Annotated in this window: 24 protein-coding genes; 22 read left to right on the top strand and 2 right to left on the bottom strand. The window is 56.8% G+C overall.

Annotated elements, in window-relative coordinates; translation table 11 throughout:
- The first annotated feature begins 97 nt into the window (after positions 1–97).
- The 18 genes from LSG25_RS13935 (at position 98) to LSG25_RS13850 (ending at position 17,588) form a co-directional block, all read left to right on the top strand.
- Positions 98–1,063 (top strand): agmatinase, encoded by a 966-nt coding sequence (locus LSG25_RS13935; protein WP_232741517.1) that lies wholly within the window; start codon positions 98–100, stop codon positions 1,061–1,063.
- An 84-nt stretch (positions 1,064–1,147) separates the two neighbouring features.
- Positions 1,148–1,561, top strand: a complete 414-nt coding sequence (locus LSG25_RS13930; RefSeq protein WP_232741516.1) for a RidA family protein — start codon at positions 1,148–1,150, stop codon at positions 1,559–1,561.
- 104 nt (positions 1,562–1,665) lie between these two features.
- Positions 1,666–2,454: a transporter substrate-binding domain-containing protein gene (locus LSG25_RS13925; protein ID WP_232744698.1), complete on the top strand. Its 789-nt coding sequence runs from the start codon at positions 1,666–1,668 to the stop codon at positions 2,452–2,454.
- Positions 2,455–2,538: 84 nt separating this feature from the next.
- Complete coding sequence (locus LSG25_RS13920) at positions 2,539–3,930, top strand: MmgE/PrpD family protein (protein ID WP_232741515.1); 1,392 nt, start codon at positions 2,539–2,541, stop codon at positions 3,928–3,930.
- A gap of 37 nt (positions 3,931–3,967) precedes the next feature.
- Entirely contained in the window at positions 3,968–4,648 is a 681-nt protein-coding gene (locus tag LSG25_RS13915) for an amino acid ABC transporter permease (protein ID WP_232741514.1), read from the top strand.
- Complete coding sequence (locus LSG25_RS13910) at positions 4,645–5,295, top strand: amino acid ABC transporter permease (protein ID WP_232741513.1); 651 nt, start codon at positions 4,645–4,647, stop codon at positions 5,293–5,295. The genes LSG25_RS13915 and LSG25_RS13910 overlap by 4 nt, the downstream gene beginning before the upstream one ends.
- A 10-nt stretch (positions 5,296–5,305) precedes the next feature.
- Positions 5,306–6,082: an amino acid ABC transporter ATP-binding protein gene (locus LSG25_RS13905; protein ID WP_305072043.1), complete on the top strand. Its 777-nt coding sequence runs from the start codon at positions 5,306–5,308 to the stop codon at positions 6,080–6,082.
- Between the two features lie 68 nt (positions 6,083–6,150).
- Positions 6,151–7,143 carry a M14 family metallopeptidase gene (locus LSG25_RS13900; RefSeq protein ID WP_232741512.1) on the top strand — a complete coding sequence of 331 codons (993 nt, stop codon included), beginning with the start codon at positions 6,151–6,153 and terminating at the stop codon, positions 7,141–7,143.
- Between the two features lie 148 nt (positions 7,144–7,291).
- Complete coding sequence (locus LSG25_RS13895; RefSeq protein WP_232741511.1) at positions 7,292–8,068, top strand: GntR family transcriptional regulator; 777 nt, start codon at positions 7,292–7,294, stop codon at positions 8,066–8,068.
- Positions 8,061–9,347 (top strand): CaiB/BaiF CoA-transferase family protein, encoded by a 1,287-nt coding sequence (locus LSG25_RS13890; protein ID WP_232741510.1) that lies wholly within the window; start codon positions 8,061–8,063, stop codon positions 9,345–9,347. Before LSG25_RS13895 ends, LSG25_RS13890 begins: the two co-directional genes overlap by 8 nt.
- Entirely contained in the window at positions 9,344–10,915 is a 1,572-nt protein-coding gene (locus tag LSG25_RS13885; protein WP_232741509.1) for an acyl-CoA carboxylase subunit beta, read from the top strand. Before LSG25_RS13890 ends, LSG25_RS13885 begins: the two co-directional genes overlap by 4 nt.
- Positions 10,897–12,306: an acetyl/propionyl/methylcrotonyl-CoA carboxylase subunit alpha gene (locus LSG25_RS13880; RefSeq protein WP_232741508.1), complete on the top strand. Its 1,410-nt coding sequence runs from the start codon at positions 10,897–10,899 to the stop codon at positions 12,304–12,306. Before LSG25_RS13885 ends, LSG25_RS13880 begins: the two co-directional genes overlap by 19 nt.
- Positions 12,293–12,514: an acetyl-CoA carboxylase biotin carboxyl carrier protein subunit gene (locus LSG25_RS13875; RefSeq protein ID WP_232741507.1), complete on the top strand. Its 222-nt coding sequence runs from the start codon at positions 12,293–12,295 to the stop codon at positions 12,512–12,514. Before LSG25_RS13880 ends, LSG25_RS13875 begins: the two co-directional genes overlap by 14 nt.
- Positions 12,515–12,568: 54 nt before the next feature.
- Positions 12,569–13,567, top strand: a complete 999-nt coding sequence (locus LSG25_RS13870; RefSeq protein WP_232741506.1) for a nitronate monooxygenase family protein — start codon at positions 12,569–12,571, stop codon at positions 13,565–13,567.
- A 116-nt stretch (positions 13,568–13,683) separates the two neighbouring features.
- Complete coding sequence (locus LSG25_RS13865; protein ID WP_232741505.1) at positions 13,684–14,976, top strand: CoA transferase; 1,293 nt, start codon at positions 13,684–13,686, stop codon at positions 14,974–14,976.
- Between the two features lie 72 nt (positions 14,977–15,048).
- Positions 15,049–16,026, top strand: a complete 978-nt coding sequence (locus LSG25_RS13860; RefSeq protein ID WP_232741504.1) for a tripartite tricarboxylate transporter substrate binding protein — start codon at positions 15,049–15,051, stop codon at positions 16,024–16,026.
- A 536-nt stretch (positions 16,027–16,562) separates the two neighbouring features.
- Entirely contained in the window at positions 16,563–17,342 is a 780-nt protein-coding gene (locus LSG25_RS13855; protein WP_232744696.1) for an IclR family transcriptional regulator, read from the top strand.
- Positions 17,343–17,366: 24 nt separating this feature from the next.
- A complete protein-coding gene (locus LSG25_RS13850; RefSeq protein ID WP_232741503.1) occupies positions 17,367–17,588 on the top strand; it encodes a tripartite tricarboxylate transporter substrate-binding protein in 222 nt (73 codons plus the stop codon).
- Between the two features lie 118 nt (positions 17,589–17,706).
- Here LSG25_RS13850 and LSG25_RS13845 read toward each other — a convergent pair whose 3' ends face one another.
- Positions 17,707–18,687, bottom strand: a complete 981-nt coding sequence (locus LSG25_RS13845) for a quinone oxidoreductase (RefSeq protein WP_232741502.1) — start codon at positions 18,685–18,687, stop codon at positions 17,707–17,709.
- A 443-nt stretch (positions 18,688–19,130) separates the two neighbouring features.
- Here LSG25_RS13845 and LSG25_RS13840 point away from each other — a divergent pair, with 443 nt between their 5' ends.
- Positions 19,131–19,973: a TauD/TfdA family dioxygenase gene (locus LSG25_RS13840; protein ID WP_232744695.1), complete on the top strand. Its 843-nt coding sequence runs from the start codon at positions 19,131–19,133 to the stop codon at positions 19,971–19,973.
- Positions 19,974–20,063: 90 nt separating this feature from the next.
- Positions 20,064–20,858 carry a GntR family transcriptional regulator gene (locus tag LSG25_RS13835; RefSeq protein ID WP_232741501.1) on the top strand — a complete coding sequence of 265 codons (795 nt, stop codon included), beginning with the start codon at positions 20,064–20,066 and terminating at the stop codon, positions 20,856–20,858.
- A 36-nt stretch (positions 20,859–20,894) separates the two neighbouring features.
- Here the strand turns inward: LSG25_RS13835 and LSG25_RS13830 are convergent, their stop codons facing one another.
- Entirely contained in the window at positions 20,895–21,794 is a 900-nt protein-coding gene (locus LSG25_RS13830; RefSeq protein WP_232741500.1) for a LysR family transcriptional regulator, read from the bottom strand.
- 96 nt (positions 21,795–21,890) lie between these two features.
- Here LSG25_RS13830 and glaH point away from each other — a divergent pair, with 96 nt between their 5' ends.
- Together glaH and LSG25_RS13820 are read left to right on the top strand one after the other, a co-directional pair.
- Positions 21,891–22,805 (top strand): glutarate dioxygenase GlaH, encoded by a 915-nt coding sequence (gene glaH / locus LSG25_RS13825; RefSeq protein ID WP_232741499.1) that lies wholly within the window; start codon positions 21,891–21,893, stop codon positions 22,803–22,805.
- Positions 22,806–22,889: 84 nt separating this feature from the next.
- A complete protein-coding gene (locus LSG25_RS13820) occupies positions 22,890–24,128 on the top strand; it encodes an alpha-hydroxy acid oxidase (RefSeq protein ID WP_370635874.1) in 1,239 nt (412 codons plus the stop codon).
- Positions 24,129–24,323: the final 195 nt, after the last annotated feature.

Genomic DNA, 24,323 nt, shown 5'->3' with positions numbered 1-24,323 from the left:
TAGGATGGTTCGTAGAATCAGACCATCCAACGTGGGCCGACTGGTGTCAACATCCCGCGGAAGATTTTCCAACCATTCGTTCGAGAGGTCATTTTTCATGGAAGCGCTCACTGTTTCACCCCACACTGGCGGCTACAAAACGCTGCTGTATTCCGATCTGGTTACGGACCTGGAGAATCTTGTCGCGGACATTGCTGTACTGGGCATGCCATTCGGCGCCGCTTATGGGCCTCGCGCATTCACCAATGACCAATCGCGCGCGCCTCAAGCCATCCGCGATGTGACCGACCGCCTGGTACGGGATCCCAGTCATTACGATTTCGATATCGACGGGCCTCTTCTTCAGGGGCGTTCCGATATCCGCTTTGTCGACTGCGGGGACGTGCTGCCGGTGCTGGGAAAACCGGGCGATCACTATCGACGGGCGGAACTCGCAGTGCGGCAGATATTGAAGGGAGGGGGATTGCCCATTGTGCTTGGGGGCGATCATGGCATCACCAATCCGGTGCTGCGTGCTTTCGACGAAGTAGGCCCCGTGACCGTGGTCCACGTGGACGCCCATCTCGATTGGCGTGACGAGGTCAATGGCGTGCGCGATGGGTTGTCGAGCCCATTGCGCCGCGCGTCCGAACTGCCTTTCGTCAAGCATATAGTCCAGATCGGCCTGCGTGCGCAAGGTAGCGGCCGGCCGGCCGATTATGAGGATGCCCTGCGGTATGGCGCCGATTTGATCACGGCGTACGAGTTGCACGATATAGGCATGGATGCGGTGTTGAAGCGCATTCCCGACGGCGGCAACTACTATTTGACGATTGATGCCGACGGGATGGATGCGACCGTCATGCCGGCCGTCGACGGTCCCGCGCCTGGCGGAGTGACCTTTGTTCAGGCGCGCAAGCTGATCCATGGCCTTGTGAAGAAAGGCCGTGTGGTGGGCATGGACATTGTCGAAATTCAACCGGCCAAGGACACCCCGACCAAACTGACCTGCGTCACTGCGGGAAGATTGATCGTCAACCTGATCGGCAGCACTATCCGCGCGGGCTATTTCGATAAGAAGTAGCACGCGGGTCGTTATGCCGGAACATTATCCCGGCCCCCATCCAATTTTTGAATTTTAGACCGACAGAAAATAGGTTATTTCATCATGGCTCATACACGCATCCGAAAATTCAACACCCGTGACACATACCCCGAGCAACAGATCGATAACGATTTGTCCCAAGCCGTGGTCGCGCGCGGGGCAACCGTTTATCTTCGTGGGCAAATAGGACAGGACCTGGATACGTCCGAGTGCGTATGCGTGGGGGACGCGGCGGGTCAGACTGAACAAGCGATGAAAAATATCGACATGCTGCTCAAGGAAGCGGGCAGCAAGCTCGATCATATATGCAAACTGACTATATATATTTCCGACCCGCGCTATCGCGAGGATGTGTATCGCGTCGTAGGCCGCTGGTTGAAAGGGGTTTTCCCGGTTTCGACCGGGATCGTGGTAACGGCATTCGCCCGCACGGAATATCTGGTCGAGGTCGATGCGACCGCGGTTATTCCGGACTGAAATTTTAGCGAATATTCCATATGGAATGGAGTCATGCGGCCTGTCCGCCGGCAGTAGAACGTAATCTTCCTTGTGTGGTAAGTGTTTCTGAAAGGGTCACGAAAATGAAACTCAAAACTTATTTGCCTGCAATTATTGTTGGCGCCATGGTTTTACTGAACGCTGCTCCAGCCGCCGCCGGCGATGCTCTCGCGAACATCGTGGCCAGCAAAACGATTCGGGTCGCCGTCCCCACCGATTACCCTCCATTTGGGTTCGTCGACTCGGACATGGAGCCCAAGGGCATGGACATAGACATGGCCAAGCTCATCGCCAAGAAGCTGGGCGTACAGCTTAAGTTGATTCCGGTTACCGCGCCCAATCGCATTGCCTACCTGCAGACGAAAAAGTCCGATCTGACGATTTCTTCGTTGGGCAAGACACCGGAGCGCGAAAAAATGATTGATTTCAGTATTGCGTATTCACCGTTTTTCGATGCAATCTTTGGCCATAAAGCGCCTCAGGTCAAACAATATAGCGATCTGTCCGGCAAGGTGATCAGCGTGACGCGTGGTTCGATGCAGGACGTGGAGTTGCAGAAGTTCGCCCCTAAAGCGGTCGTCAAGCGTTTCGAGGACAACAATGCCACGTTGGCGGCGTTCCTGTCGGGCCAGACCGAAATGTTCGCGAGTGGAACCTCGGTTGCCGCAGCCATCAAGCACAGAAATCCAAAACTGGATCTGGAACTAAAAATTGTGCTTGCCAATGCCCCGTGCTACGTGGGGGTGCACAAGGGGGAGCCTGAGCTGTTGGCTAAGGTGAATCAGATCATTAAGCAGGCGAAGGACGACGGGTATATCGATACCCTTTCAAAGAAATGGCTCGGAGCGCCGGCCGGGAATTTGCCGGAATAACATCGCCGTGTGGGTTTAGCCGCCGGGTTCTGGCCGTGGGTGTGGTGCCCGGCTCGGTTTCGGTACTGTAGGAGGGAGGTTGGCGTGAGCACACATGACGAACGCGTCAGTTGGCGCCTGGCGGATTGGGCGGCTGGGGTAAGCCCGCGAGACATGCCCACCCGGATCCGCATGCGCGCCAATACCTGTCTGATGGACACTATTGGAGTGGCTATTGCCGGCGCTCGCAGTGGTGCCGCCGGCCTTGCACGGGCGGTTTGCCTCGATGGTGCCGCGCAAGGCTGGTCCACCGCATTCGGGGCAGACCAGCAAGTTTCGGCTCAAGCCGCCGCTTTTATCAATGGCACGGCGGCCCATGCGCTGGATTTCGACGACAATTGCTATGCTGGGTTTGTGCACGGATCGGCTGTCGTGGCTCCCGCTGCGTTGGCTGTGGGCCAAAAGATGAATGGCATGGGTGCGGACGCAATCACTGCTTTCATCGTGGGCGTGGAATGTGAATATGCGGTTGGCGCGGCCACGATGAATGTTCTTTATGATCGCGGGTGGTGGACGACCGGTGTGCTTGGCCCAATCGGGTCGAGCATGGCCGCCGCCCGCCTTCTGGGTCTTGATGCCGCCAGGACCCACGCCGCCCTCGGGCTTGCTGTGGTCAATGCCAGCGGCATGAAGTCTTGCTTCGGCTCCGATGCCAAAGCCCTGATGGCTGGTCGCGCATCCGAGCTAGGAATAGTGTGCGCTGAATTGGCGGCGCGAGGAGCAAGCGGGCCCGAGCATCCGTTCAGCGATAGGAACGGATTCATAAATTTGTTCAACGAGGGCCGGTTCGATGATTCCGGTTTCGCCGCCCTGGGCGAGAAATGGCATATGGAATCGCCTGGGGTCGATATCAAACGCATTCCTGTTTGTTTGTCCTCGCATGCGGCGGTCGACGTTGCCCTGGAGCTAGTGGCAATGCACAATCTGCGCGTCTCGGAAATCCAGAGTATTGTTTGCGACGTTCCATCCATTGTTCGCGCCAACCTGAAGTACGATACGCCACGGACCCCCCGGGAAGCGCAATTCAGCATGCCTTTCGCGCTTGCCTCCAGCCTGCTGTTTCAGTCATTGTCGCTTTCGCTCCTTAATGATGAAACCCTTGAGGATCAGGCGCTACACGCCCTCATGGCCCGCATAACCATGATGTCCGGTCCGATGTGGGACAGTCCGGATATGCACCGGTCCGCGCCGGAGGGGGCTGAAGTCCGCATCCAGATGCGAGACGGGTCCATTTTCGAAGCGTTTCGCGACAAAGCCCTCGGCAGCGCGGCTCATCCATTGTCGGCGGAGCAATTGTCGGATAAATTCCTTGCGTGCGTGGCGCCTGTACTTGGAGATCGCTGCGCTGGAATACTGCTCTCCGACATAAAACAGCTGGACGGCCCGATGTTGCTGCGGGATATTTTTCGTGACGCCGATTTTGGCGTATTGACATAAACCCGGTGCTTTCGCGCCCATGTCCTGAAGAATCGATATGTCTACTTTAAACTTCTCGAATGTGTTGCAGGCTTGGTCGTTGTTTCTGGGCGGTCTTGGGCTGACCGTGGCGCTGACTGTTGTCTCGTGTTTTCTGGGCACATTGCTTGGCACTGCCTGTGCCTGGTGTCGAATTCATGCCACCGGCTGGCTTCGCATCGGGGTTGCGTGCTATGTGGAGCTTTTCCGCAATACGCCGTTTCTGGTGCAGATATTTTTTATTTTCTTCGGTCTTCCTTCGATCGGCTTGACGATGAACAGCATCATCGCCAGCGTGGTTGCCTTGACGCTCAATCTTACCGCCTATGCCTGTGAAATCGTCCGGGCCGGCATCGAGGCGACACCGCGCGGGCAGATTGAAGCAGCCGAGTCGTTGGCGCTCGATCGCTGGCAGGTGTTCACCCGCGTGGTGATTCCTCCCGCATTGGCTCGCGTCTGGCCGGGTTTGATCAGTCAGCTCGTCATCATGCTGCTTGCATCGTCCTTGTGCAGCCAGATATCGGCCGTAGAGCTCTCGTATGCGGCCAGTTTTATTGCCGGTAGAACTTTCGAAACATTTCAGCCCTACGTGGTGGCGACGGTGCTTTATCTTTTACTAGCCATTACGCTGCGTGGATTCCTCAAGTGGCTTGGCCCTCGTTGCATATTCGGCCGCCAAAACCCCGGGAGCATCAGATGAGCAATTTTTCCACATGGGATGTGTTCCGGAACCTGCTGATGTCGCTGCCCTGGACACTCATCCTGTCAGCTATCGCGTTTATCGGCGGCGGGGCGCTGGGGCTTTTGTTGCTGGTGTTAAGGGTCATGAAGCCTAAATCATTGGGGCGCGTCATCGTCTGGTATGTGCAACTGTTTCAAGGCACACCGCTTCTGATGCAGCTTTTCCTCACCTATTTCGGCATGGCCTTGTTTGGCATGCCGACCACCCCCCTGTTCGCGGCCACACTATGTCTGATACTGTATGCCAGCGCCTATTTGACGGAAACGTGGCATGGTTGCGTGGTATCCATTCCCGTGGGTCAATGGGAGGCTTCGGCCAGCCTGGCGCTGACTTTTCATGAACAGCTTCGACATGTGATTGTTCCGCAGGCCTTGCGCCTATCGATTGCCCCCACGGTGGGCTTGCTTGTGCAGATCATCAAGAACACCGCGCTGGCGTCGGTCATAGGATTCGTCGAGCTGACCCGCACGGGGCAAATCATTACCAACGTGACCTACAAGCCCTTTTTTGTCTATGGGGTCGTAGCGTTGCTGTATTTCGCCATCTGCTTTCCATGTTCGCTGTACGCCCGCAGGCTGGAAAGAAAAACTGAAATCCTATACTGAGAGGATACTCATGCAAAATGAGAAGAAAGAATCCGCGTATCTGGTCGAAATCACGAACCTGCATAAAAGCTTTGGCGATGTCGAGGTGCTCAAGGGGATTGATCTATACGTCAAGCCCAGCGAGGTCGTTTGCATTATCGGCAGAAGCGGTTCCGGCAAGAGCACACTGTTGCGTTGCATTAATGGGCTGGAAACTTTTCAGCATGGCGAGCTTTCCGTTGGGGGCAGGGCGCTGGAGCACGACAATGTGCGGGCCATGCGGGAACTGCGCCAGAAGGTTGGGATGGTATTCCAGCAGTTCAATCTGTTCCCCACGATGAGCGCGGGCGAGAACATCATGCTGGCGCCGAAGCTGGTGCGAAAACTGTCCAAGCCGGAAGTTCGGAAACTGGCGGATGTTTTGCTTGCTCGCGTTGGGCTCGAAGGCAAGTTCGACAGCGCACCGCATCAACTGTCCGGGGGGCAACAGCAGCGGGTTGCGATTGCGCGCGCGTTGGCCATGAATCCGGACGTCATATTGTGCGACGAAATGACGTCCGCGCTGGATCCGGAGCTTGTTGGCGAGGTATTGCGCGTCATCGAGAGCCTGGCCAACGAAGGTTCCACCCTGATCATCGTGACGCACGAAATGAATTTTGCCAGGAAGGTTAGTGATCGCGTCGTTTTCATGCATGAGGGGAAAATTCATGAGGAAGGACCTCCCGAGCAGATTTTTTCGTCTCCGAAAACACCGGAACTGAAGAATTTCCTGTCGTTCGAGGGCGGAGCGCCGGGGCCGGGTGCATAGATACGGGTGGATTTATTTAACTTTTAACCGGACACTAGTGGGACGGAATTGAATAAAGGAGCCGGAATATGCCGACACAGAATCAGACTAGCGCCAGTCAAACCGCTTATCCCGTGGAAGTCGAATTCCCCGATATCGGCATATATGCCCAAGGCAACACCGGAATTCCCTATGTTTTTACTTTCGACAGCAATGTGCCAGGGCCGCATGTCATGGTCAATGCCCTGACGCATGGCAATGAAGTTTGCGGCGCGATTATCGTCAAAGCGCTGCTCGATCTGAACGTGCGGCCGCGCCTGGGCAAGTTGACGCTTTCGTTCGCCAACGTCGACGCCTACGCTCGATTCGACCGGGCAAAGCCGGATGCGTCGCGTTTTGTGGATGAAGATTTCAATCGCCTCTGGAAGGCTGCCGTGCTCGATGACGCATCGCGCAGCTCCATCGAACTGGCCCGCGCCCGCATGCTGCGGCCGGTCGTCGACACGGTCGATTACCTGCTTGATCTGCATTCGATGCATGAACGCAGCGCGCCGCTTATTGTCAGCGGCCCCCTCGAGAAAGGAGTGCGGTTTGCCCGCGAGCTTGGCATCCCGCCGACCACTATCTGCGATGAAGGCCATCCTGAAGGTCGCCGCATGCGCGATTACGCGGGTTTTGGGGATCCATCCAGCGCAAAGAACGCACTATTGGTTGAGTGCGGCCAGCATTGGGAAGCCGCCTCGGTGGCTATCGCCCGGGCCAGTACGGCACGCTTTCTGAGTTTGGCCGGAGTCGTCGATGCCGATGATCTTCCAGCGGACTGGTCCGCGCAACCGGCTACGGCGGGGCGCGTCGTTCGAGTCACCCATCCGGTCGTGGCAACCAGTATGGATTTCCGCTTTGCCGGCCCCTACACGGGCCTGGAAACCTTTCCCGAGGCCGGCACTGTCATTGCGTGGAGTGACGGCGAACCAATCACGACACCCTATGCGAATTGTGTGCTGGTCATGCCGTCTCTGCGTCAATTGCGTCCCGGGGTCACGGTGGCCAGGCTGGGCGAATGGGTGGCCTGGCAAGTGTGAATTTCGTCTACGACGCCTTCGGGTCAACTCATCGGTTGTCAATTCAGAAATAAATACGAATGACTGAGGTCGCTATCGTTGATGTAGATGAGCTCCGTATAATTGTTAACAATTGCATTGTTTTCAATCATGATATAGAATTCTCCTCATGAACACACAAGTGCTTAAATCAAGGCTCGCCGAAAGTAGCGGCAAGCTGATGTCCGAGCTAGAGAATGCGGTGGTATTCCGCTTGTTTTCTGATCGGGCAATGCCAACGCTAACCGTGCCCGAGCAGATCGCCGCGCAAATTGGCGATGACGTCATCAAAGGACGGCTCGAGGCGGGTGCGCCATTGAACGAGCAAACGCTTGCCGACAAATTCCAAGTAAGCCGTGGCCCGGTCCGCGACGCCATCCGCATACTTGAGCGTGAAGGAATGGTCACCATGTACCCACGGCGCGGCGCGGTGATCACTAACCTTACGGTCGAAGAAGTGAAAGAGGTGTTCGAAATTCGGGCGGGCCTCTTTGAAATCGTCGCGCGAAAGATCGCCGAACACCACACTGAGGATTTCATGGCTATGCTGGAGGCGGGCGTGCAAAAGCTCGAAGAGCTTGCCGCGCTGGACGATGATCGTGGCCTTTTCGCCCAAACTTCTTATCGTCTTTCCATATTGGCTGTGCGCAATTGCAATAACCGGCGGTTGGCCCACATGCTCACTTCAATCTCGCTGCAAACGTTGCGCTATTCCTCCATCGGATTCCAGTCCAAAGCTCGGCGGCAAGCGTCGGCGAAGCTCTGGCGCAGTGGCTTGATCGCGCTACAGCGTGGTGATTCCGCCGCATACATCGCAATTGCTCGCGAACGGATAGAACGTTCCGCGCAAGAGATCGTGCGCCGCCTCTCTGAATCTTCTTCTGAATCATTTCCGACGCATGAATAGACCTGACGAATCAATAACACCCGCCGCGGGCGCTGGCCCGTTGGCAGGGCTCAAAGTCATCGAAATATGTTCGACGATAGCGGGGCCTGCTTGTACTCGGTTACTGGCGGATTTCGGTGCCGACGTCATCAAGATAGAGCCTCCGCAAGGCGATGGTATTCGTCAAATGGGTAAGCATGTCGGCGACGTCTCCCTTTATGCCGCGACGATTCTACGAGGCAAGCAGTCGATCGCGCTCGACTTGAAATCGGAAGAGGGACTGGAGATTGCGCGGGCGCTGATTAGGCGCGCTGACATTCTGGTCGAAAACAATCGGCCAGGTGTCATGGAGCGCCTGGGGCTGGGCTATCCGGAACTGTCCGCCGAAAACCCAGGACTCGTCATGGTGCGCATAAGTGGGTACGGTCAGGACGGGCCCTATGCCGCTCGGCCCGGCTATGGCGCCATCTGTGAAGCGGTTGGAGGCGTGCGGTACATGACGGGTGATCCGGACCGTCCGCCAGCTCGGGTTGCGCTGGCGACAACAGATTACCTGACGTCGGTGTACGCCGCCTTCGGCGCGGTCATGGCTATACTCGAGCGCGGCCGTACAGGCCTAGGCCAAGTGATCGACGCCGCACTGTACGAGACCTCGTTTACTCAAATGGAGCCGTACGTGCCAGCGTTCGAAAAGCTGGGTTTCGTTCCTAAGCGGGTAGGCCCCAACTTGCCGACCATGGCACCCAACAGCCTTTATCCAACTGCAGATGGGCAATGGATTCTTATCGCCGCCAATAGCAACATCATTTTTCGGAGGCTCGTTGATCTGATGAAGCAGCCCGAGCTGATGCTCGATCCGCGCTTCAGCACCATCCGCGCAAGAGGTCAGGCGCCGAACATGAAGTCCCTGGACGAAATCATTGCGGCCTGGACCCAGCGGCAGAATAGCAAGGAACTCGAGCGTCAACTGATTGCGCAGTCGATCCCGGCTTCGCGCATCTATACCATTGCCGACATCTATGCAGATCCTCACTTCGAGGCTAGGAACATGCTGGTAAAGGTACCGCATGCGCAGCTTGGGTCCACAACGCAGGCGGGCATCGTGCCTAAGCTTTCGCGGACGCCCGGATCCATCAGACATTCAGGGCCCGATATCGGCGCTGATTCTGAGCAGATCCTCCGCAGTCTTGGCATGGATGCTGAGCGCATAGAAGATCTGAAGGCTCGAAAGATAGTTACATATGCACCCGTCAAGACGCCGGCGACCGAAGCAACCACGACACTGAAAGGCGCCGTATGAAAGACCACAGCACGGCAGCGGTTACAGACGAATGGGCCGCTGAGCTGCAAGAACTTAAACTGCGGCGTGAACAGGCTGCTGCCATGGGGGGCAAGGAAGCTTTGGCAAAGCACAAGGCTCGAGGACGTCTGAACGTGCGCGAACGGATCGACACGCTAGTGGATCCCGGCACCTTCCGGGAACTGGGACGGATTACAGGGAAAGGGAGTTACGACGAGGCAGGTTTCTTGAATCGCTTGAGCCCCGTCAACGCTGTAATCGGAACGGGTCGAATTAACGCAACAAAGGCGGTCATCTCGGCCGACGATTTTACGCTGCGAGGCGGATCGTCCGAAAGCACTTTGTCTGACAAATGGGTGTATGCCGAAAGAATGGCGCTGGATTTCGGGCTTCCTCTGATCAGGCTGGTCGATACGGCAGGCGGCAGCGTCAAACTACTCGAGTTACAAGGAAGTAGCAAAATTCCTGGCTATGCACACTGGCCGGTGGTTCCTTTGATGGCTAAAGTGCCTGTGGTTGGTGTAGCGTTGGGCGCATGCGCGGGACTGGGTGCAATCAAGGTACTGATGTCGCATTTTTCTGTCATGGTGCGTGATCAGGCTCAAGTGTTCGCGGCCGGCCCCCCAGTCGTTAAACAGGCTTATGGTATCGAGATCGATAAGAACGCGTTGGGCGGCTACGCCGTGCACCGTCGCAGCGCGCTGGTATATAACGAAGCAGAAAGCGAAGAAGATGCATTCGAACAGGTTAGGCGGTTTCTGTCGTACTTGCCATCAAACGCATCTCGGCTGGCAAGGCGGGTCACTAATAATGACCCAGCTTCGCGGGCGGACGAATGGTTAAAGAACGCCATACCTAGAGACAGACGCAAGATCTTTGATCCGCGCAAGATCATGCGCTCGGTTTTTGATAAGGACTCCATTTTCGAAATCGGACGCCACCAGGGGGGCTCGACGATTACAGCGCTGGCCCGACTCGACGGCTATCCCGTGGGTGTGCTGTGCAATGACCCTAAGGTGGCCGGCGGCGCTATGACCTTGGGCGCTTCCTGGAAAATCGAGCGCCATGTGAAGTTGTGCGAGGTGTTTCATTTACCAGTCGTCAATCTCGTTGATCAGCCAGGTAACGCCACAGGGCCGGACGCGGAACTCAGCGGAACTTTGCTGGGTGCTTTGCGTGTACTGACCACGATCGAGAACAGCACGGTACCATGGGTCTCCATTATTTTGCGACGCGCTTTCGGCATGGCCGGCGGCTTACATGCGCCCAAGTATTTTCCGAAGCTGAATCATCGCTTTGCGTGGCCTTCTGCCCGATGGGGGTCAATTCCCATCGAAGGCGGTGTAGCCGCCGCGCACCGCAGCGAGATTGCAGCCGCCGATGATCCTGCAGAAGAGCAGGCGCGACTAGAGGCCTATTATCATCGCATTGCGTCTCCATTTCGCACAGCAGAAAAACTAGGCATCCTGGACATCATTGATCCTCGTGAGACCCGGGAGTTGTTGTGCGACTGGGTTGAGGATGCCTGGGCCCTAATAGAGGCGGAGTCATGTTCAAGAAAGTTGTAATTGCGAATAGAGGCGCGATCGCCTCCCGTCTATTGCGCGCGCTGCACGAAATGGGTATCAAGACGGTGGCGGTATATTCCGAAGCCGATGCATCTTTGCCTTATCTGGCACAGGCCGATGAGGCGTGGTGTATCGGAGCTCCGCCGCCGGCGGCCAGCTATCTGGATCAAGAAGCCTTGATCAATGTTATCCAGCGATTGGGCGCTGATGGGTTGCATCCGGGCTACGGTTTTCTAGCAGAAAATCCGGATTTCGCCAGACGCGTGACCGAGGCCGGAGCACGCTTCATCGGCCCCAGTGAAGCATGGATCAGACGTATGGGCCACAAGACCCGTGCCCGTGACTACATGATCAGTCATGGTTTGCCGTCATTATCCAGTTCTTCACTGCTGAGCTCGGGGCTGAATGAACTGACTACTGCCGCTGAAGCTATCGGCTTCCCCATCATGGTGAAGCCAGCATCAGGAGGGGGTGGCATAGGGATGTTTCGTGCCGACAACCCGGCGGAGTTGCTGCAGGCCTGCACACGCGCAAAATCGCTGGCCAACCGCAGTTTTGGCAGTAGCGAGATCTATCTCGAGCGGTATCTCGAGAAGCCTCGGCATATCGAATTTCAAATCCTTGGCGATCGCCACGGCAACGTGTGCCACTTGTATGAGCGCGATTGCTCGATCCAGAGGCGCCACCAGAAAATTATCGAAGAGTCGCCAGCACCTGGCATATCGCGTGAGCGTGTCAGCCGGTACGGTAATCTGCTGGCGGGCATCTTCTCCCGTATGGGCTACGACAACATTGGAACGGTCGAAACTTTGTACGAGCCTGATACCGGCTTTAACTTTCTAGAGATGAATACTCGTCTGCAGGTGGAACATGCCGTCACAGAAGAAACCACCGGTATCGATATCGTCAAAGCACAAGTCGCCTTGGCATTTGGTGAGTCTTTGGAAAGTTTGTTGCGAGATGGTGTCAGCCAGAAAGGCCACACGATCGAAGCCCGCATCTGCGCCGAAGACCCCTATACCTTTTTACCATCGACCGGCACGTTGCGAGCGCTGGCATTTCCCACAAATGCAGGCGTTCGCGTAGAAACAGGCTTTTCCGTTGGTAGCACCATTACCCCCTACTACGACTCCATGATCGCCAAGCTGATCGTGCATGGCGACACCCGCGATGCCGCCATTGAACTCATGATTAGATCTCTGAACGAGACGGTCGTCGACGGCGTGAAAAGCAATATACCGTTTCTGCGCCATGTAATCGACAGCCCACAATTTCGCGCGGGCGCCGTGCATACCGGGCTCGTCGAGGAGCTGAAGAAAACATCATGGAAAAAACCGGTCGGGATTTGTCCGGCATCGCAAACAGGAGAGCAGGCACATGTCACGATTTGAAGTTATCAGTGAGGTTACCGGTACCGTCTGGAAGGTCGAGGCCCAAGTGGGCCAAGCTGTGGGCGATGACGATGTCATCTTGATCGTCGAGTCAATGAAGATGGAAATTCCCATCACGTCAATGGATTCAGGCACAGTGGTTGAAGTATTGGTTTCCCAGGGCGATGTCGTATCCGAGGGGCAGCATGTCGCGACTATTGAACGATAAGCGCGTGCCTCGGCACTGGGTGGTCGACGATAAAGCTCTCAATGAGGAGGCAGTATGGTGCATGCATTGATTACTTCGCTCCGTCGGAAAATGAAGCTACCTGTAATTTCTGCCCCCATGTTTATTGTGTCCAACCCGTTGATGGCCATTGCGCAGTGTGCCAGTGGCATTATCGGCTCGGTACCCGCGCTGAATGCACGCCCGCAAAGCAAGTTGGACGAGTGGCTGACGCAGATCGATACCGCCCTGGACGAACTGAAGAAGAGCGACCCGACCAGGGTTGTAGCGCCCTATGCGGTGAATCAGATCGTGCATCAGTCTAATGACCGCTTGATGGATGACATGGCTGTCTGTGCCGAACACAAGGTTCCACTCATCATCACCAGCCTGCGTGCACCTAACCGCGTCGTCGAACAAGTGCATGACTGGGGAGGCATCGTCTTTCATGACGTCACGACCTTGCGCCATGCGCGCAAGGCGCTGGACGCTGGCGTGGATGGTTTGATTTTGGTCTGCGCGGGTGCCGGCGGGCACGCTGGCACCCTCAGTCCATTTGCGCTCCTGGCCGAGATAAGGCAAATCTTCGACGGTCCGGTGGCGCTGTCGGGCTCCATCACGCGCGGGCAGGACATCCTGGCTGCACAGGCCATGGGTGCTGATTTTGCGTACATGGGAACGCGCTTCATCGCAAGCGACGAAGCCAACGCGGATGCCGCCTACAAGCGGATGCTAGTCGACGCAAACGCAAGCGACATTCTTTACACGCCATTTTTTACCGGTATTCCTGGCAATTATCTGGTTCCGAGCATCGTGGCCGCCGGCCTGGATCCTTCTGAACTGCAGATATCGGCAGCCGGTACGCCAACTTTTGGTAAAGAACGCAAGCCTTGGCGCGACATCTGGGGGGCGGGGCACGGCGTAGGCAGCATCGACGCCATATCCTCCGTGTCTCATATCGTTGAGCGTTTAGAGCACGAATACCATGCCGCCTGGCAATCTCTGGATACGGTGGTGAGTATTCAAACAATTCTATCGGAGGAGAGTGCATGTTAGCCGGAAGCGAACTGACTGATGAGGTGGTGCAGGCCATTACGGCATTGCTAGGTTCCGATACTCAAATGGCTGCCAGTGTGGGCCAAAGAGTGCGCTTGCTCGGCGTAGCGCCGACTATGGATACGCGGCACAAGCTGACCGTCGCAGCTGCCAGCGCAATAGGCGCCTACGCGTTGGCTGTAGAAAAATGGTGGCATATGGCTAAAGGGCAGCGTCAAACCATTGCTATCGACTGCTTGCAGGCTACCTGTGCATTGAATCCTGGACAGTTCCAGCGGCAAAATGGCTACTCCATTTCAGCCGCCTCCCTTTTTACAGAGCTGAAAGCTGGTTTTTACCAGACTGCGGATGACCGTTGGTTTTATCCTGTCGGATCCTATCCTCACCTGCGGGACGGCGTCCTGGATACGCTGCATTGCGCCAATACGGTCGACGCCTTGGCAGCGGCCATAGGTGCACGGCAGGCGGACGAGCTCGAACAGGCCTTTGCACAGCGCAAACTGCCCGGTGTCTATGCAAGGTCGCCGGATGAGTGGAGATCGCATGAGCAAGGTCGATTTTTGTCGCAAGTCCCGGTCGTACAGATCGAAAAAATCGCAGATAGCGCGCCCGAGTTTCCCGCCGGTCAGAACAGGCCGCTGGACCGAGTCCGCGTGCTGGATATGGGACACGTGATTGCGGGACCTGTCGTGGCTCGTAGTCTGGCCGAACACGGCGCTGACGTGTTGCGTGTTTCGCCCCCGCTGATGCAGGATGCTTTTCGACAAACTGTAGACACCAATATTGGGAAAAGGTCCGGCTTCATCGACTTGGATCAAGAAAGGGATCAGCAAAAGATGCAAGGCCTGATCGCCGGGGCGGATGTCATGGTTCAGTCCTGGCGAACCCACAGTCTGAAGAACAGAGGCTTTGGCGCCGAAGAAGCGGCTGCCATACGTCCAGGCATCATCTATGTATCGGTCAGTGCTTTTGGAGACCAGGGTTCATGGGCGTTGCGCGGCGGATTCGAGCAACTTGGACAAGCCGCGAGTGGAATTGCCTTGACTGAAGCTCCGGGACGGCCACGGCTGGTACCTACTCAGCTTCTCAATGACTACCTCACCGGTTATCTAGGCGCGATGGGCGCCATGTTAGCAATGATGCGGCGGGCAGAAGAAGGCGGTAGCTACCACGTCAAGGTGGCGCTTACGCGCACATCAATGTGGGTGCAGGACTTGGGCCTGGTCTTGCAGGATGAGCTGGGCAGTAAGGTTCGGGCTCTGACGACTTTATCGCCTTTACTGCAGTCCAGGTCAACGCCATTCGGCATTCTTGAACAACTGCCCCCCGTGGCCCAGTTCTCCCGCACTCAAGCACAATGGGCGCTTCCGCCTGCTCCTACTGGGGCACATGAAACGTGTTGGCTTTAATGCCGTAGAGACAGAGCGTTTTTCCTTCAACCACTAAGCTGAGTCAGTAAAAATCTATAACTGGAGTAGACAATGTTAAAACTAACAATTCTGGCCGCAGCGGCCGCCGGTCTGGCTATCGGGCCCATTTCATCATTCGCGTCCAGCAGTTATCCCGACAAACCAATCAATGTTGTGATCGGGTTTGCGCCCGGAGGACCTACAGACTCTCTTGGCCGTGTTCTCTTCAAAAAAATATCTGAAGAGCTTGGCGTACCGATGGTAATCGAAAATAAACCTGGCGCAGGGGGCAATATTGCGGCGCAAGCAGTTGCCACTGCTAAGCCAGATGGCTATACATTGATGTTTGCCAGTGTGGCCATAACCATTGCACCTTTCCTATATGACAAGCAGAACCTGGCGCCCAAGACGGCCTTTGCCGCAGTTGGGTGCTCGTCGGCTGTGCCACTCATTCTGCTAGTGCCAAAAAAAGTTAAGGCCAATACGGCACCGGAGTTCTATAAACTGATGCGGGACAATCCGGGAAAATATTTTGCAGGGAATTCAGGCAACGGAACGATCGACCAGCTTGCCGCACTCGACATCGCTAGTAAGCTAAACCTGAAATTTGAAGCGGTTCCCTACAAAGGTAACGGCCCCGCCCTTACTGGCCTGATGTCAGGCGACACCAACTTTATGTATTCCGGCTCCTTCAATAGCGCACTTCCATTTATACAAAGCGGAGATCTTAAGGCCTTGGCCGTTACATCGACCAAACGCTCCGAGGTACTGCCCGACGTGCCAACCCTAAGCGAATCGATTCCGAAGCTTGCGGGCTTCAATGCTCAAGCATGGCAGGCCGTGATGGCGCCCAAAGGCACTCCGCCGGAAATGCTGACCAAGGTCAACAAGGCATTGAATGCTGCGTTGAAAGACCCAGAAGTGCTCAAAAGTTTGCATTTCCAAGGTGCGCAGGTCATGAATACAACGCCGCAGGAATGCCAAGCGTTTATCGACGGCGAATCGGACCGCTGGTCAGCCATGATCAAGGAGCTGGGAATTCATAACTAGCCAAGATGCCTGCTGGGTACGGGCCAGCGCGCTATCTTTGGCAATGGCTTGGGCAGCGATGTCACTGCAGTGATGGTCGGCATGCGTCACACATTCCGCGCCACAGGCGCGGCCGATGAGGGATGGGTAAATGGCCAGAGTGCTGGCCTTCAGTTCGACGAATGCCGTGCCGGCCCTTTCGCAGGAGCCGGAACGATCTCAATCCAGCTTGGCTGCTCGCCCACAGCATAACGCCCCATCAGGGCGAGGCTGCCGGTGGCAGGGTGACTGGCAAAGACGGCGATCTGGTGCTCTTCTGCCTCGCGCACAGCAGGAACCGGCCATTCGGCTCGATGGGGTTGTGCAGGGTGCTGATACCGCTGATCTCGATCTCACCGACCTCCGCCATGGCGAGCATCACGGCGACCAGGACTTTGCGTGGCTCCTGCGCGACGACAAATCGAGCTTAGGTCGTCCCAGGGCCACAATATGCATCCCTCAAATTCCAGTGGATGGAAATTTTGCTAAACTGCGCCATGGTCTCCACCCCTCCTCAGATGCCACGCCGGCAGCACCACGAAAACCCGGTACTGAACCGTTCCCTGGTGCGCGGCGTGGAGATTCTTCGCGCGTTCCAGCCGGGTGTGGATCTGCTCGGCAATGGGGAGATCGCGGAGCGCACTCAGCTTTCGCGCGCCACTGTCAGTCGCCTGACGCAGACGCTGGTTGAATGCGGGCTGTTGGAGTACGAGCGGGGCCGGCGTGCCTATCGGCTGGCCGCGCTGGTGTTGAGCCTCGCGCATGCGATGCGCACGGGGTCACCCGTGCTGGGTGTGGTCGCTCCGTTAATGCGGGCGTTGGCCGAGAAGATGCGCATCAACGTGGGGCTGGCAACCGCAGATCGCGATGAGATGGTCTATCTGGAATCGTTTCGCTACAACCGCAAGTTGGCGCTGCGCAATGTAGTAGCCGGCCAGCGTGTGCCCATGGAACTCACTTCGCTTGGCAGGGCTCATCTTGCGGTGGTGGATGATGCGCAGCGCAGCGCGCTGCTTGTACAGTTTCGGCAGCGGCACTCCGCTGGCTGGCACTGCCTGCGTGAAGAAATGGATGCCGCCAAGCGCGACGTCAATGCGAAAGGCTGCTGTGCAGCCTCGTGGCAGCCGGAAGTCGTCGCTATTGCCGCGCCGCTTGTCCTGCCGGGGCGACCCATCTACGTTCTGAACGTCAGCGTCAGGACCACGGCCGGTATCGCGGCGACGGAGAAGCAACTGAGCGGGCCGCTGCTCACGCTTTGCGAGCAAGCGAAGACTGCGCTGCTGATCGCCGACGCGTAAGACGTCGGCGCGGCCGGCATCGACATGCTGGGCGTGCCCTATCGCGCCGGTGTCCCGGCCGTCGTGGCGGTCCTCAACAAACACATCAACGATGCGCTCAAGCTGCCGGAAATCCGCAACAAGCTGGCAACCGCAGGCATCGAGCCGGAGGCGACGACGGCCGATCAGTTCTCCTCGCTCATGAAGACGGACCTCGCGCACTGGCAGAAGGTGGTCGAGAAAATGCCTCAATTGAAGATCAATTAGTAACGGCCCGGCTCTCGCCAGGGTCGGCATCCTTACCGATTACTCATCGTGCGCAATTCGGCTGCGGCGCCGTGTGACGCCAGTACAACGGGCCTCCGTTTGCCGGAAAGGGCGACATTCAAATCACAAAAATCGAGGAGCCCGTGGTCTTTCGGGCTTCCAGATCCTTGTGCGCCTGCACCGCGTCCCGCAAGGCGTACTTTTGATTGATTTCGATGCGGATGCGGCCTGTTGCCACATGGCCGAACAGCTCATCGACCAATTGCGCCTTTTCTTCCGGATCGGCAATGTAGTCGGCCAGGCCGGGACGGGTAATGTAAGCAGAGCCTTTGCGTGCGAGAATTGCGGGATCAAATGGCGGGATTTTCCCGGAGGCGGTGCCCACGCACACCAGCAGGCCGCGGCGCTTGAGTGAATCCAGCGAAGCCATGAAAGTGTCTTTGCCCACGCTGTCGAACACCACTGAAACACCCACACCGTCGGTGATTTCACGCACGCGCTTGGCGACGTCTTCACGGGTGTAGTAAATGATATGGTCGCAACCGTGGGCGCGCGCCAATTCAGCCTTGGCCTCGGTAGAGACGGTTCCGATCACATTCAGCCCCAGAAGCTTGGCCCATTGGCACACAATAAGGCCCACGCCACCGGCTGCGGCATGCAGCAATATGGTTTCGCCGGGTTGGAACGGGTAGATCTTTCGGCACAAATAGGCGGCGGACAAGCCGCGCATGGTCATCGCCGCAGCGGTTTCGCAACTGATGGCCTCGGGCAATTTGATCAGCGGGTCAGCGGTAATCAGCCGGTCGGTGCTGTAAGCGCCCAGTGTGTTGACGAAGCCCGTATAGGTCACACGATCGCCGACCGCCAGATGGGTCACGCCGGGACCGACGGCTTCGATCACACCAGACGCCTCGTTGCCGATGCCGCTGGGCAGCGGAACGGGGTAAGTGCCCTTGCGAAAATAAGTGTCGGCGAAGTTCAAACCGACGGCTACGTGGCGGAGGCGTACCTCTCCTGGTCCGGGCGCCCCCACGTCAACCTTCTCAAAACGCAGCACCTCGGGTCCGCCGGTTTCATGGAATTTAACTACTGTCGTCATGTTGTCTCCCGTACTGTAAAAGATAATGCAAATTGCTTGCTGTCTGCCGGTTCTTTGGTTGCGCCGGTCGCGGCTGGAATTGTGTCTGCTTATCCAGCAATGCCAGTGCGTCCAGTGACTATTACATCATTTGACTTGGCCCGATGTTGCGCTTTGCTTTACATGCCATGGGGTTTGCAAATCATGACTTTGCGTGCCCGCGGGCTGTTTACGCCAAAAGAAGTTTCGCACTGGCTGGGCAGGTCGCGCCAGCAGGCTCTGGCATACCGCCGATCCGGCTGGCGTGGCCAAGTATAATATATTTATGTCGACATTAATAAAATAATTTGATATTGTACTCAAACACTTAAAGGAACGACGACGCGTCGCAGGCCTGTGGTACGTGACGTAGTGCGTGGCAGCTAGGTGAATTGCCTGGCAAGTACTAGGAGATATCAATCATGATGAAAGTGGATCGGCTGACTGCCTGCATTGGTGCCGAGGTGTCGGGCGTGAGCTTGGGCGATGCATCCCGCGATGCCTCGCTCTTTGAAGAAATCAAAGCGTTGTTGCTCAAGCACCGCGTCCTTTTTTTCCGGGATCAGGACATAACGCGGGCGGAACATGTCGCCTTTGCGCGGCGTTTCGGAGAGCTGGAAGAGCATCCGGTTGCGGGAAGCGATCCAGAGCATCCCGGCCTGGTGCGGATCTATCGGTCGGAAGCAAAAAATCCCTACGAAAACAACTACCACACCGATGGACTTTGGCGGCCGAAACCGTCCATGGGTGCCGTGTTGCGCTGTGTCGAGTGTCCCGAAGTCGGCGGCGACACCATATGGGTCAACATGGTCGAGGCTTACAAGCAATTGCCTGACGACATCAAAAAGCGCATCGACGGATTGAGAGCGAAAAGCAGCATCGAGCACTCGTTTGGTGCGGCAATGGATATTGAAGAGCGCCGCAAGCTCGCGGCACAGCATCCCGAGGCGGAGCACCCCGTGGTGCGCACACACCCGGAGACTGGCGAGAAAATCCTCAGTGTCGCCAGCTTCACGACGCATTTCGTCAACTACCATACGGCCGAGAACGTGCGCTATGGCCTGGACAAGACGCCCGGAGCCAGCCTCCTGCTAAACTATCTGCAGAGCCAGGCATCGATTCCCGAGTATCAGGTCCGTTTCCGCTGGAAGCCCAACAGTGTTGCCATCTGGGACAACCGCTCGACTCAGCATTACGCGGTCATGGATTATTGGCCGGCTCCTCGCAAGATGGAACGCGCCGGAATTGAAGGGGATATTCCTTACTGATGGTGTGCCCTATTTTTTTTCGTGACGGTAACTTCGGACCGTGTAATTTCGAATTGTGAAGCTCGAAAAAAATGGACTTCATGCTACGCCATGGCTCGACATAAAACGCAGAACATTCCTGACCTTTCCACGCTCCTTACGCCCAGAAACTCATTGATGCTGGCTGTCGAGCGGGCGGTGCTGCGTGGCCAGGAATGGGCGTACGCCTCGGCGCCGATTGCCGAGCAGATTGCTGTCCGGCTGGCGGGCGTCATCACGCTCGACTTGGTGAAAGCGGGGCAACGCTTGCTGGAGAAAGACATCAGCGAAGTGCTGCGAGTGAGTCGGGCCCCCGTGCGCGAGGCGATGCGCATACTGGAGCGCGACCGCCTCATCGAGTTTCAGCCTCGGCGTGGCGCAATCGTCACGGCGCCCGACGAGAATGAGCTTCGCGATATCTTTCGCGTGCGCAGTGTCCTTTACGTCACCATGCTCGAAGAGGTGGCGCGTGAAAGCCCGGCCGAACTCGAGGCATTGCTGACCGACCATGTACCCAAGCTGGCGAAAGCGGCCAATGAGTCGGCGGACGCCTATGCCGTGGAAAGCTTCCTTCTGAATTTTGCGACGGTCAGCCTGTGCCGCAATCGGCTCCTGGTCGATGTCCTGCATTCCATTTCTTTGCGGACTATGCGTTATGTCCGGCTGGGATTCGTGGCTTCGCCGCATGCGATCAAGACGTCGTACCAGGCCTGGCGTAAGCTGCAAATGGCCGCAACCAAGCGCGACGTCAAACAGCTCATTTCTCTTGCGTCCTTGCGCCTGGACGAGGCAAGAGAGGCTGCCATTCAGGCGCTCGATCCAAAACCGGAGCCAAGCCGGCGTGCACGTGCCCATAAAGCGGCGTAGCCAGCTCCTGCCCGGGCGTGGCGTGTGCGCCGCGGGTCAGGCCGTCACGGATTTTTGACTGGCCACGTTCACGAAGGCACGGACGGCGGGGGAGGGTTCCCGGCGCCTGGACGCAATGGCCAGATGAACCGGAAGGTTGAAGTCCGCGACGGCTCGATAACAGATGCCGGATTGTGAAAAATGGTGCATCGATTCCGGCACGACGACAACCCCGTAGCCAGCGGATGCGAGGCTGATTGCGGAAATGAAATCGTGCACGCGATAGTCGAGAAAAGCGGTGAAACCTCCTGCCGCCCCCAGTGCTGACAACACCTCGCTGAATCCCTCGTTCTCGTCGAACTGGGGCGAGATGAACGACTCGTCCTTCAGGTCTCCAGCGAGCAGCCGGGACCGGGCGGCCAATGGGTGGTTCTTGGCCATGGCGATCAAGAGACGCTCAGTCTGCACAATGGTTACCGCCAAGCCCGGCGGGTATTGCCGCCGGGGCCTTACGATGCCGATATCGATTTCACCATTGTTGAGCGCCTCGTATTGGCGCGGTGTTTCCATGGCGATTATTTCGATTCGCACATTGGCATGCGACAGGCGAAACTGACGCAGCAAATCGGACAGCACACCGCTACTGGCGCCCGATGCGACGAAGCCGATACGTATGATGCCCGCAAGCCCTCTGGCCGCGAGCCGTCCGATTTGATCCGCACGATCGATATGCCGCAAGGCTGCCACCGCTTCGGCATGGAATAGCTTGCCTGCATCGGTCAGGGTGACCGGCTGGCGCTTGTTGCGATTCAGCAAGCGGACGCCCAGTTGCTGTTCCAGGCGTTGAATCTGAGCGCTCAGCGCGGACTGAGCCACGTTGAGACGATCTGCCGCTTTGGAGAAATGCAATTCTTCGACGACTGCTGTGAAATAACGGAGTTGGCGGGCATCAATCATTTAATCTGATTTAACGAATAAAAATTCAAATTATTGATAATGATGTTATCAAAAAAAAGGAGTGAAATGTGGACTTCAGACCTAAGGGAGCCCTTCATGGAAGCAATACTCGCCGCGCCTCAACAGAACTTTCGCCTGTCGCGTCACGCAGACCACCCTCGAATCATGCATATAACCGTCGGCAGCGATGCGCTGGCCGGCTTTCTGGAAGATGTCCGGCGCATCGACGTGCAGAACCTCGAGTATGTGCCTTTCATGCGTTATCACCTGGCCGATCTGCTGGTCAATCGCCTTGGCGAAGCGTTCCCGCGCACGCTGCTTGACTTGGTCAAGGATCGTCGCCATGGCGGCTTTACCATCGGTCTTCAGGGGCTTTCGCAAGACGATGCCGACTTCGTCAAGTTCGGTACGGCAGTCGGACATATTCTGGGTACAAGCAGTCACGATGCCATGTCCGGCACTTATTATGCGCGCTTTGTTGTGCAGCATACCGACAGCAGCGACTCTTATCTGCGCCAGGCATACCGTCTGTTCACGATGCACACGGACGGCACGTTCGTCTCCGAGGCAACCGATTGGCTGCTGATGATGAAGTTTGCCGAGCGCAACGCGGTCGGTGGTGAATCCAGGTTTCTTCACCTGGATGACTGGAAAGAGTGCAGCTACTTCGTGAATCACAAATTTGGAACCAGGCCGTTTCTTTACAAGGCGCCCGGCTCCAAGAATAGCAGCGAAAGAGTTGAGCGGCCCGTTTTTTTCCAAAGCGAATTTGGTTTGTCGATGTCGTTCATCGACCAGTTCGTGCAGCCCGCAAATCGTGAAGAAGCCGCCTACCTGTATGCCTTGTCGAATTCCATGGAAACATCCGAGGGCACCAGGGAAGTTGGCCTGCCCGTGGGGGATCTAGTTGTTCTGAACAATTACTTCTATGTCCACGGGCGCGCGCCGTTTGAGCGCAATGAAGCGCTTTGCCGGGAACTGATGCGCCAGCGCGGTACGTTTGCGCAATGAGGCGGTAATCCGCCGATGCCTGGAATGCCTGCGCAACGAACGCTTGACGATCGGCCGCTTGAAGAAAACGTTGAGGATTGATGGATGAAAGACTCCCTTGGAAATGCCGGTACGCAACAGGTTGAGCAGGCCGGGAAAAAAAACCTGGCTGCATACGGAGCCAGGAGCGATGCCCCGGCACGATTGCGGCAGATGCTTTCATTGGCCGATTTTGAAGCGGCGGCACGAAGCCATCTGCCGCGCCCCTTATTTGGCTATATTTCAGGCTCCGCCGAAGACGGCATGTCCTGCATTGCGAATCGCACGGCATTTGAACGCCTGAAATTCAATCCCAAGGTCCTGGTCGATGTGTCTCGCCGATCACAGAAAGTGACGATGTTCGGCAATACATACTCGTCTCCATTCGGAATCGCGCCGATCGGCATCAGCGCCATTTCGGCCTATCGGGGGGATGTTGCGCTGGCACGGGCCGCGAAGGATGAAAATATTCCCGCGATTATGAGCGGCTCCTCCCTGATTCCCATGGAGACCGTTCACGCAGAAGCTCCGGGTACGTGGTTTCAGGCCTATCTTCCAGGCGACCCCACACGTATCGATGCGCTTATCGATCGAGTCAAATCGGCGGGCTTCTCAACCCTCGTCGTCACCGTCGATATTCCCGTATGGGCAAACCGCGAGAACAATGTACGCACAGGGTTTTCCTTGCCCCTGCGGCCTTCGCTGCGTCTGGCGATGGATGGAATCACTCGGCCTCGGTGGCTGTGCGGCACATTCCTCAAGACACTTATCAAACATGGGATGCCTCACTTTGAAAATTCCTTCGCAACGCGGGGGGCGCCGATGCTGTCAGTCTCTGCCATACGCGATACGACGGGCCGAGATCATTTGTCGTGGAGGGATCTCGAGCGCATACGCGCCCGATGGAGCGGGAATCTGGTGATCAAGGGCATTCTTCATGTCGACGATGCAAAACGAGCTGTTTCGATCGGTGCTGAAGGAATCATCGTGTCGAACCATGGTGGCCGTCAATTGGATGGCGCCGTCGAGCCATTGCATGTGCTGCCGCGAATTTGCGATGCGGTCGGGAACGATCTGGTCGTGATGATGGACAGCGGAATCAGGCGCGGCGGGGATGTGCTGAAGGCGCTGGCACTCGGCGCCCGTTTTGTATTCGCGGGACGCCCCTTCATGTATGCGGCCGCCGTTGGCGGCGTACCGGGTGTGCGACACGCCATCGGTCTTCTGCGGGACGAAGTCGATCGCAATATGGCCATGCTCGGTACGTGCGCGATCCAGGAAGTCAACCGCGGCATACTCGTCTAGCCGTAAGCGCTGCGCCATGCCCAGGAGTGTCCGGGCTTGCAAATTGATATGGGTCAATAACGTGGCATGAACTGCAAAATCGGTGTCGCGTAATGGAAAGTGTATAGCCCGCAGGACGCTCAAACTTGATGCATCATAAGTTTTGCGATTGCTTCAATCGACACGATTGGACGGTCAGCCAAAATTCTAATAGCA

The sequence above is a fragment of the Paralcaligenes sp. KSB-10 genome (assembly GCF_021266465.1).
Classification (GTDB): Bacteria; Pseudomonadota; Gammaproteobacteria; order Burkholderiales; family Burkholderiaceae_B.
Note: the sequence above shows the minus strand (reverse complement) of the source record. Positions and strands in the feature narration are given on the sequence as shown.

Coding starts and splice junctions, on each gene's coding strand:
- LSG25_RS13820 (WP_370635874.1), top strand. CDS start 22,890: ATGAAAGACTCCCTTGGAAATGCCGGTACGCAACAGGTTGAGCAGGCC.
- LSG25_RS13860 (WP_232741504.1), top strand. CDS start 15,049: ATGTTAAAACTAACAATTCTGGCCGCAGCGGCCGCCGGTCTGGCTATC.
- LSG25_RS13935 (WP_232741517.1), top strand. CDS start 98: ATGGAAGCGCTCACTGTTTCACCCCACACTGGCGGCTACAAAACGCTG.
- LSG25_RS13880 (WP_232741508.1), top strand. CDS start 10,897: ATGTTCAAGAAAGTTGTAATTGCGAATAGAGGCGCGATCGCCTCCCGT.
- glaH (WP_232741499.1), top strand. CDS start 21,891: ATGGAAGCAATACTCGCCGCGCCTCAACAGAACTTTCGCCTGTCGCGT.
- LSG25_RS13890 (WP_232741510.1), top strand. CDS start 8,061: ATGAATAGACCTGACGAATCAATAACACCCGCCGCGGGCGCTGGCCCG.
- LSG25_RS13835 (WP_232741501.1), top strand. CDS start 20,064: ATGGCTCGACATAAAACGCAGAACATTCCTGACCTTTCCACGCTCCTT.
- LSG25_RS13855 (WP_232744696.1), top strand. CDS start 16,563: ATGCCACGCCGGCAGCACCACGAAAACCCGGTACTGAACCGTTCCCTG.
- LSG25_RS13900 (WP_232741512.1), top strand. CDS start 6,151: ATGCCGACACAGAATCAGACTAGCGCCAGTCAAACCGCTTATCCCGTG.
- LSG25_RS13850 (WP_232741503.1), top strand. CDS start 17,367: ATGCTGGGCGTGCCCTATCGCGCCGGTGTCCCGGCCGTCGTGGCGGTC.
- LSG25_RS13875 (WP_232741507.1), top strand. CDS start 12,293: ATGTCACGATTTGAAGTTATCAGTGAGGTTACCGGTACCGTCTGGAAG.
- LSG25_RS13930 (WP_232741516.1), top strand. CDS start 1,148: ATGGCTCATACACGCATCCGAAAATTCAACACCCGTGACACATACCCC.
- LSG25_RS13870 (WP_232741506.1), top strand. CDS start 12,569: ATGGTGCATGCATTGATTACTTCGCTCCGTCGGAAAATGAAGCTACCT.
- LSG25_RS13910 (WP_232741513.1), top strand. CDS start 4,645: ATGAGCAATTTTTCCACATGGGATGTGTTCCGGAACCTGCTGATGTCG.
- LSG25_RS13865 (WP_232741505.1), top strand. CDS start 13,684: ATGGATACGCGGCACAAGCTGACCGTCGCAGCTGCCAGCGCAATAGGC.
- LSG25_RS13830 (WP_232741500.1), bottom strand. CDS start 21,794: ATGATTGATGCCCGCCAACTCCGTTATTTCACAGCAGTCGTCGAAGAA.
- LSG25_RS13895 (WP_232741511.1), top strand. CDS start 7,292: ATGAACACACAAGTGCTTAAATCAAGGCTCGCCGAAAGTAGCGGCAAG.
- LSG25_RS13905 (WP_305072043.1), top strand. CDS start 5,306: ATGCAAAATGAGAAGAAAGAATCCGCGTATCTGGTCGAAATCACGAAC.
- LSG25_RS13885 (WP_232741509.1), top strand. CDS start 9,344: ATGAAAGACCACAGCACGGCAGCGGTTACAGACGAATGGGCCGCTGAG.
- LSG25_RS13840 (WP_232744695.1), top strand. CDS start 19,131: ATGAAAGTGGATCGGCTGACTGCCTGCATTGGTGCCGAGGTGTCGGGC.
- LSG25_RS13925 (WP_232744698.1), top strand. CDS start 1,666: ATGAAACTCAAAACTTATTTGCCTGCAATTATTGTTGGCGCCATGGTT.
- LSG25_RS13845 (WP_232741502.1), bottom strand. CDS start 18,687: ATGACGACAGTAGTTAAATTCCATGAAACCGGCGGACCCGAGGTGCTG.
- LSG25_RS13915 (WP_232741514.1), top strand. CDS start 3,968: ATGTCTACTTTAAACTTCTCGAATGTGTTGCAGGCTTGGTCGTTGTTT.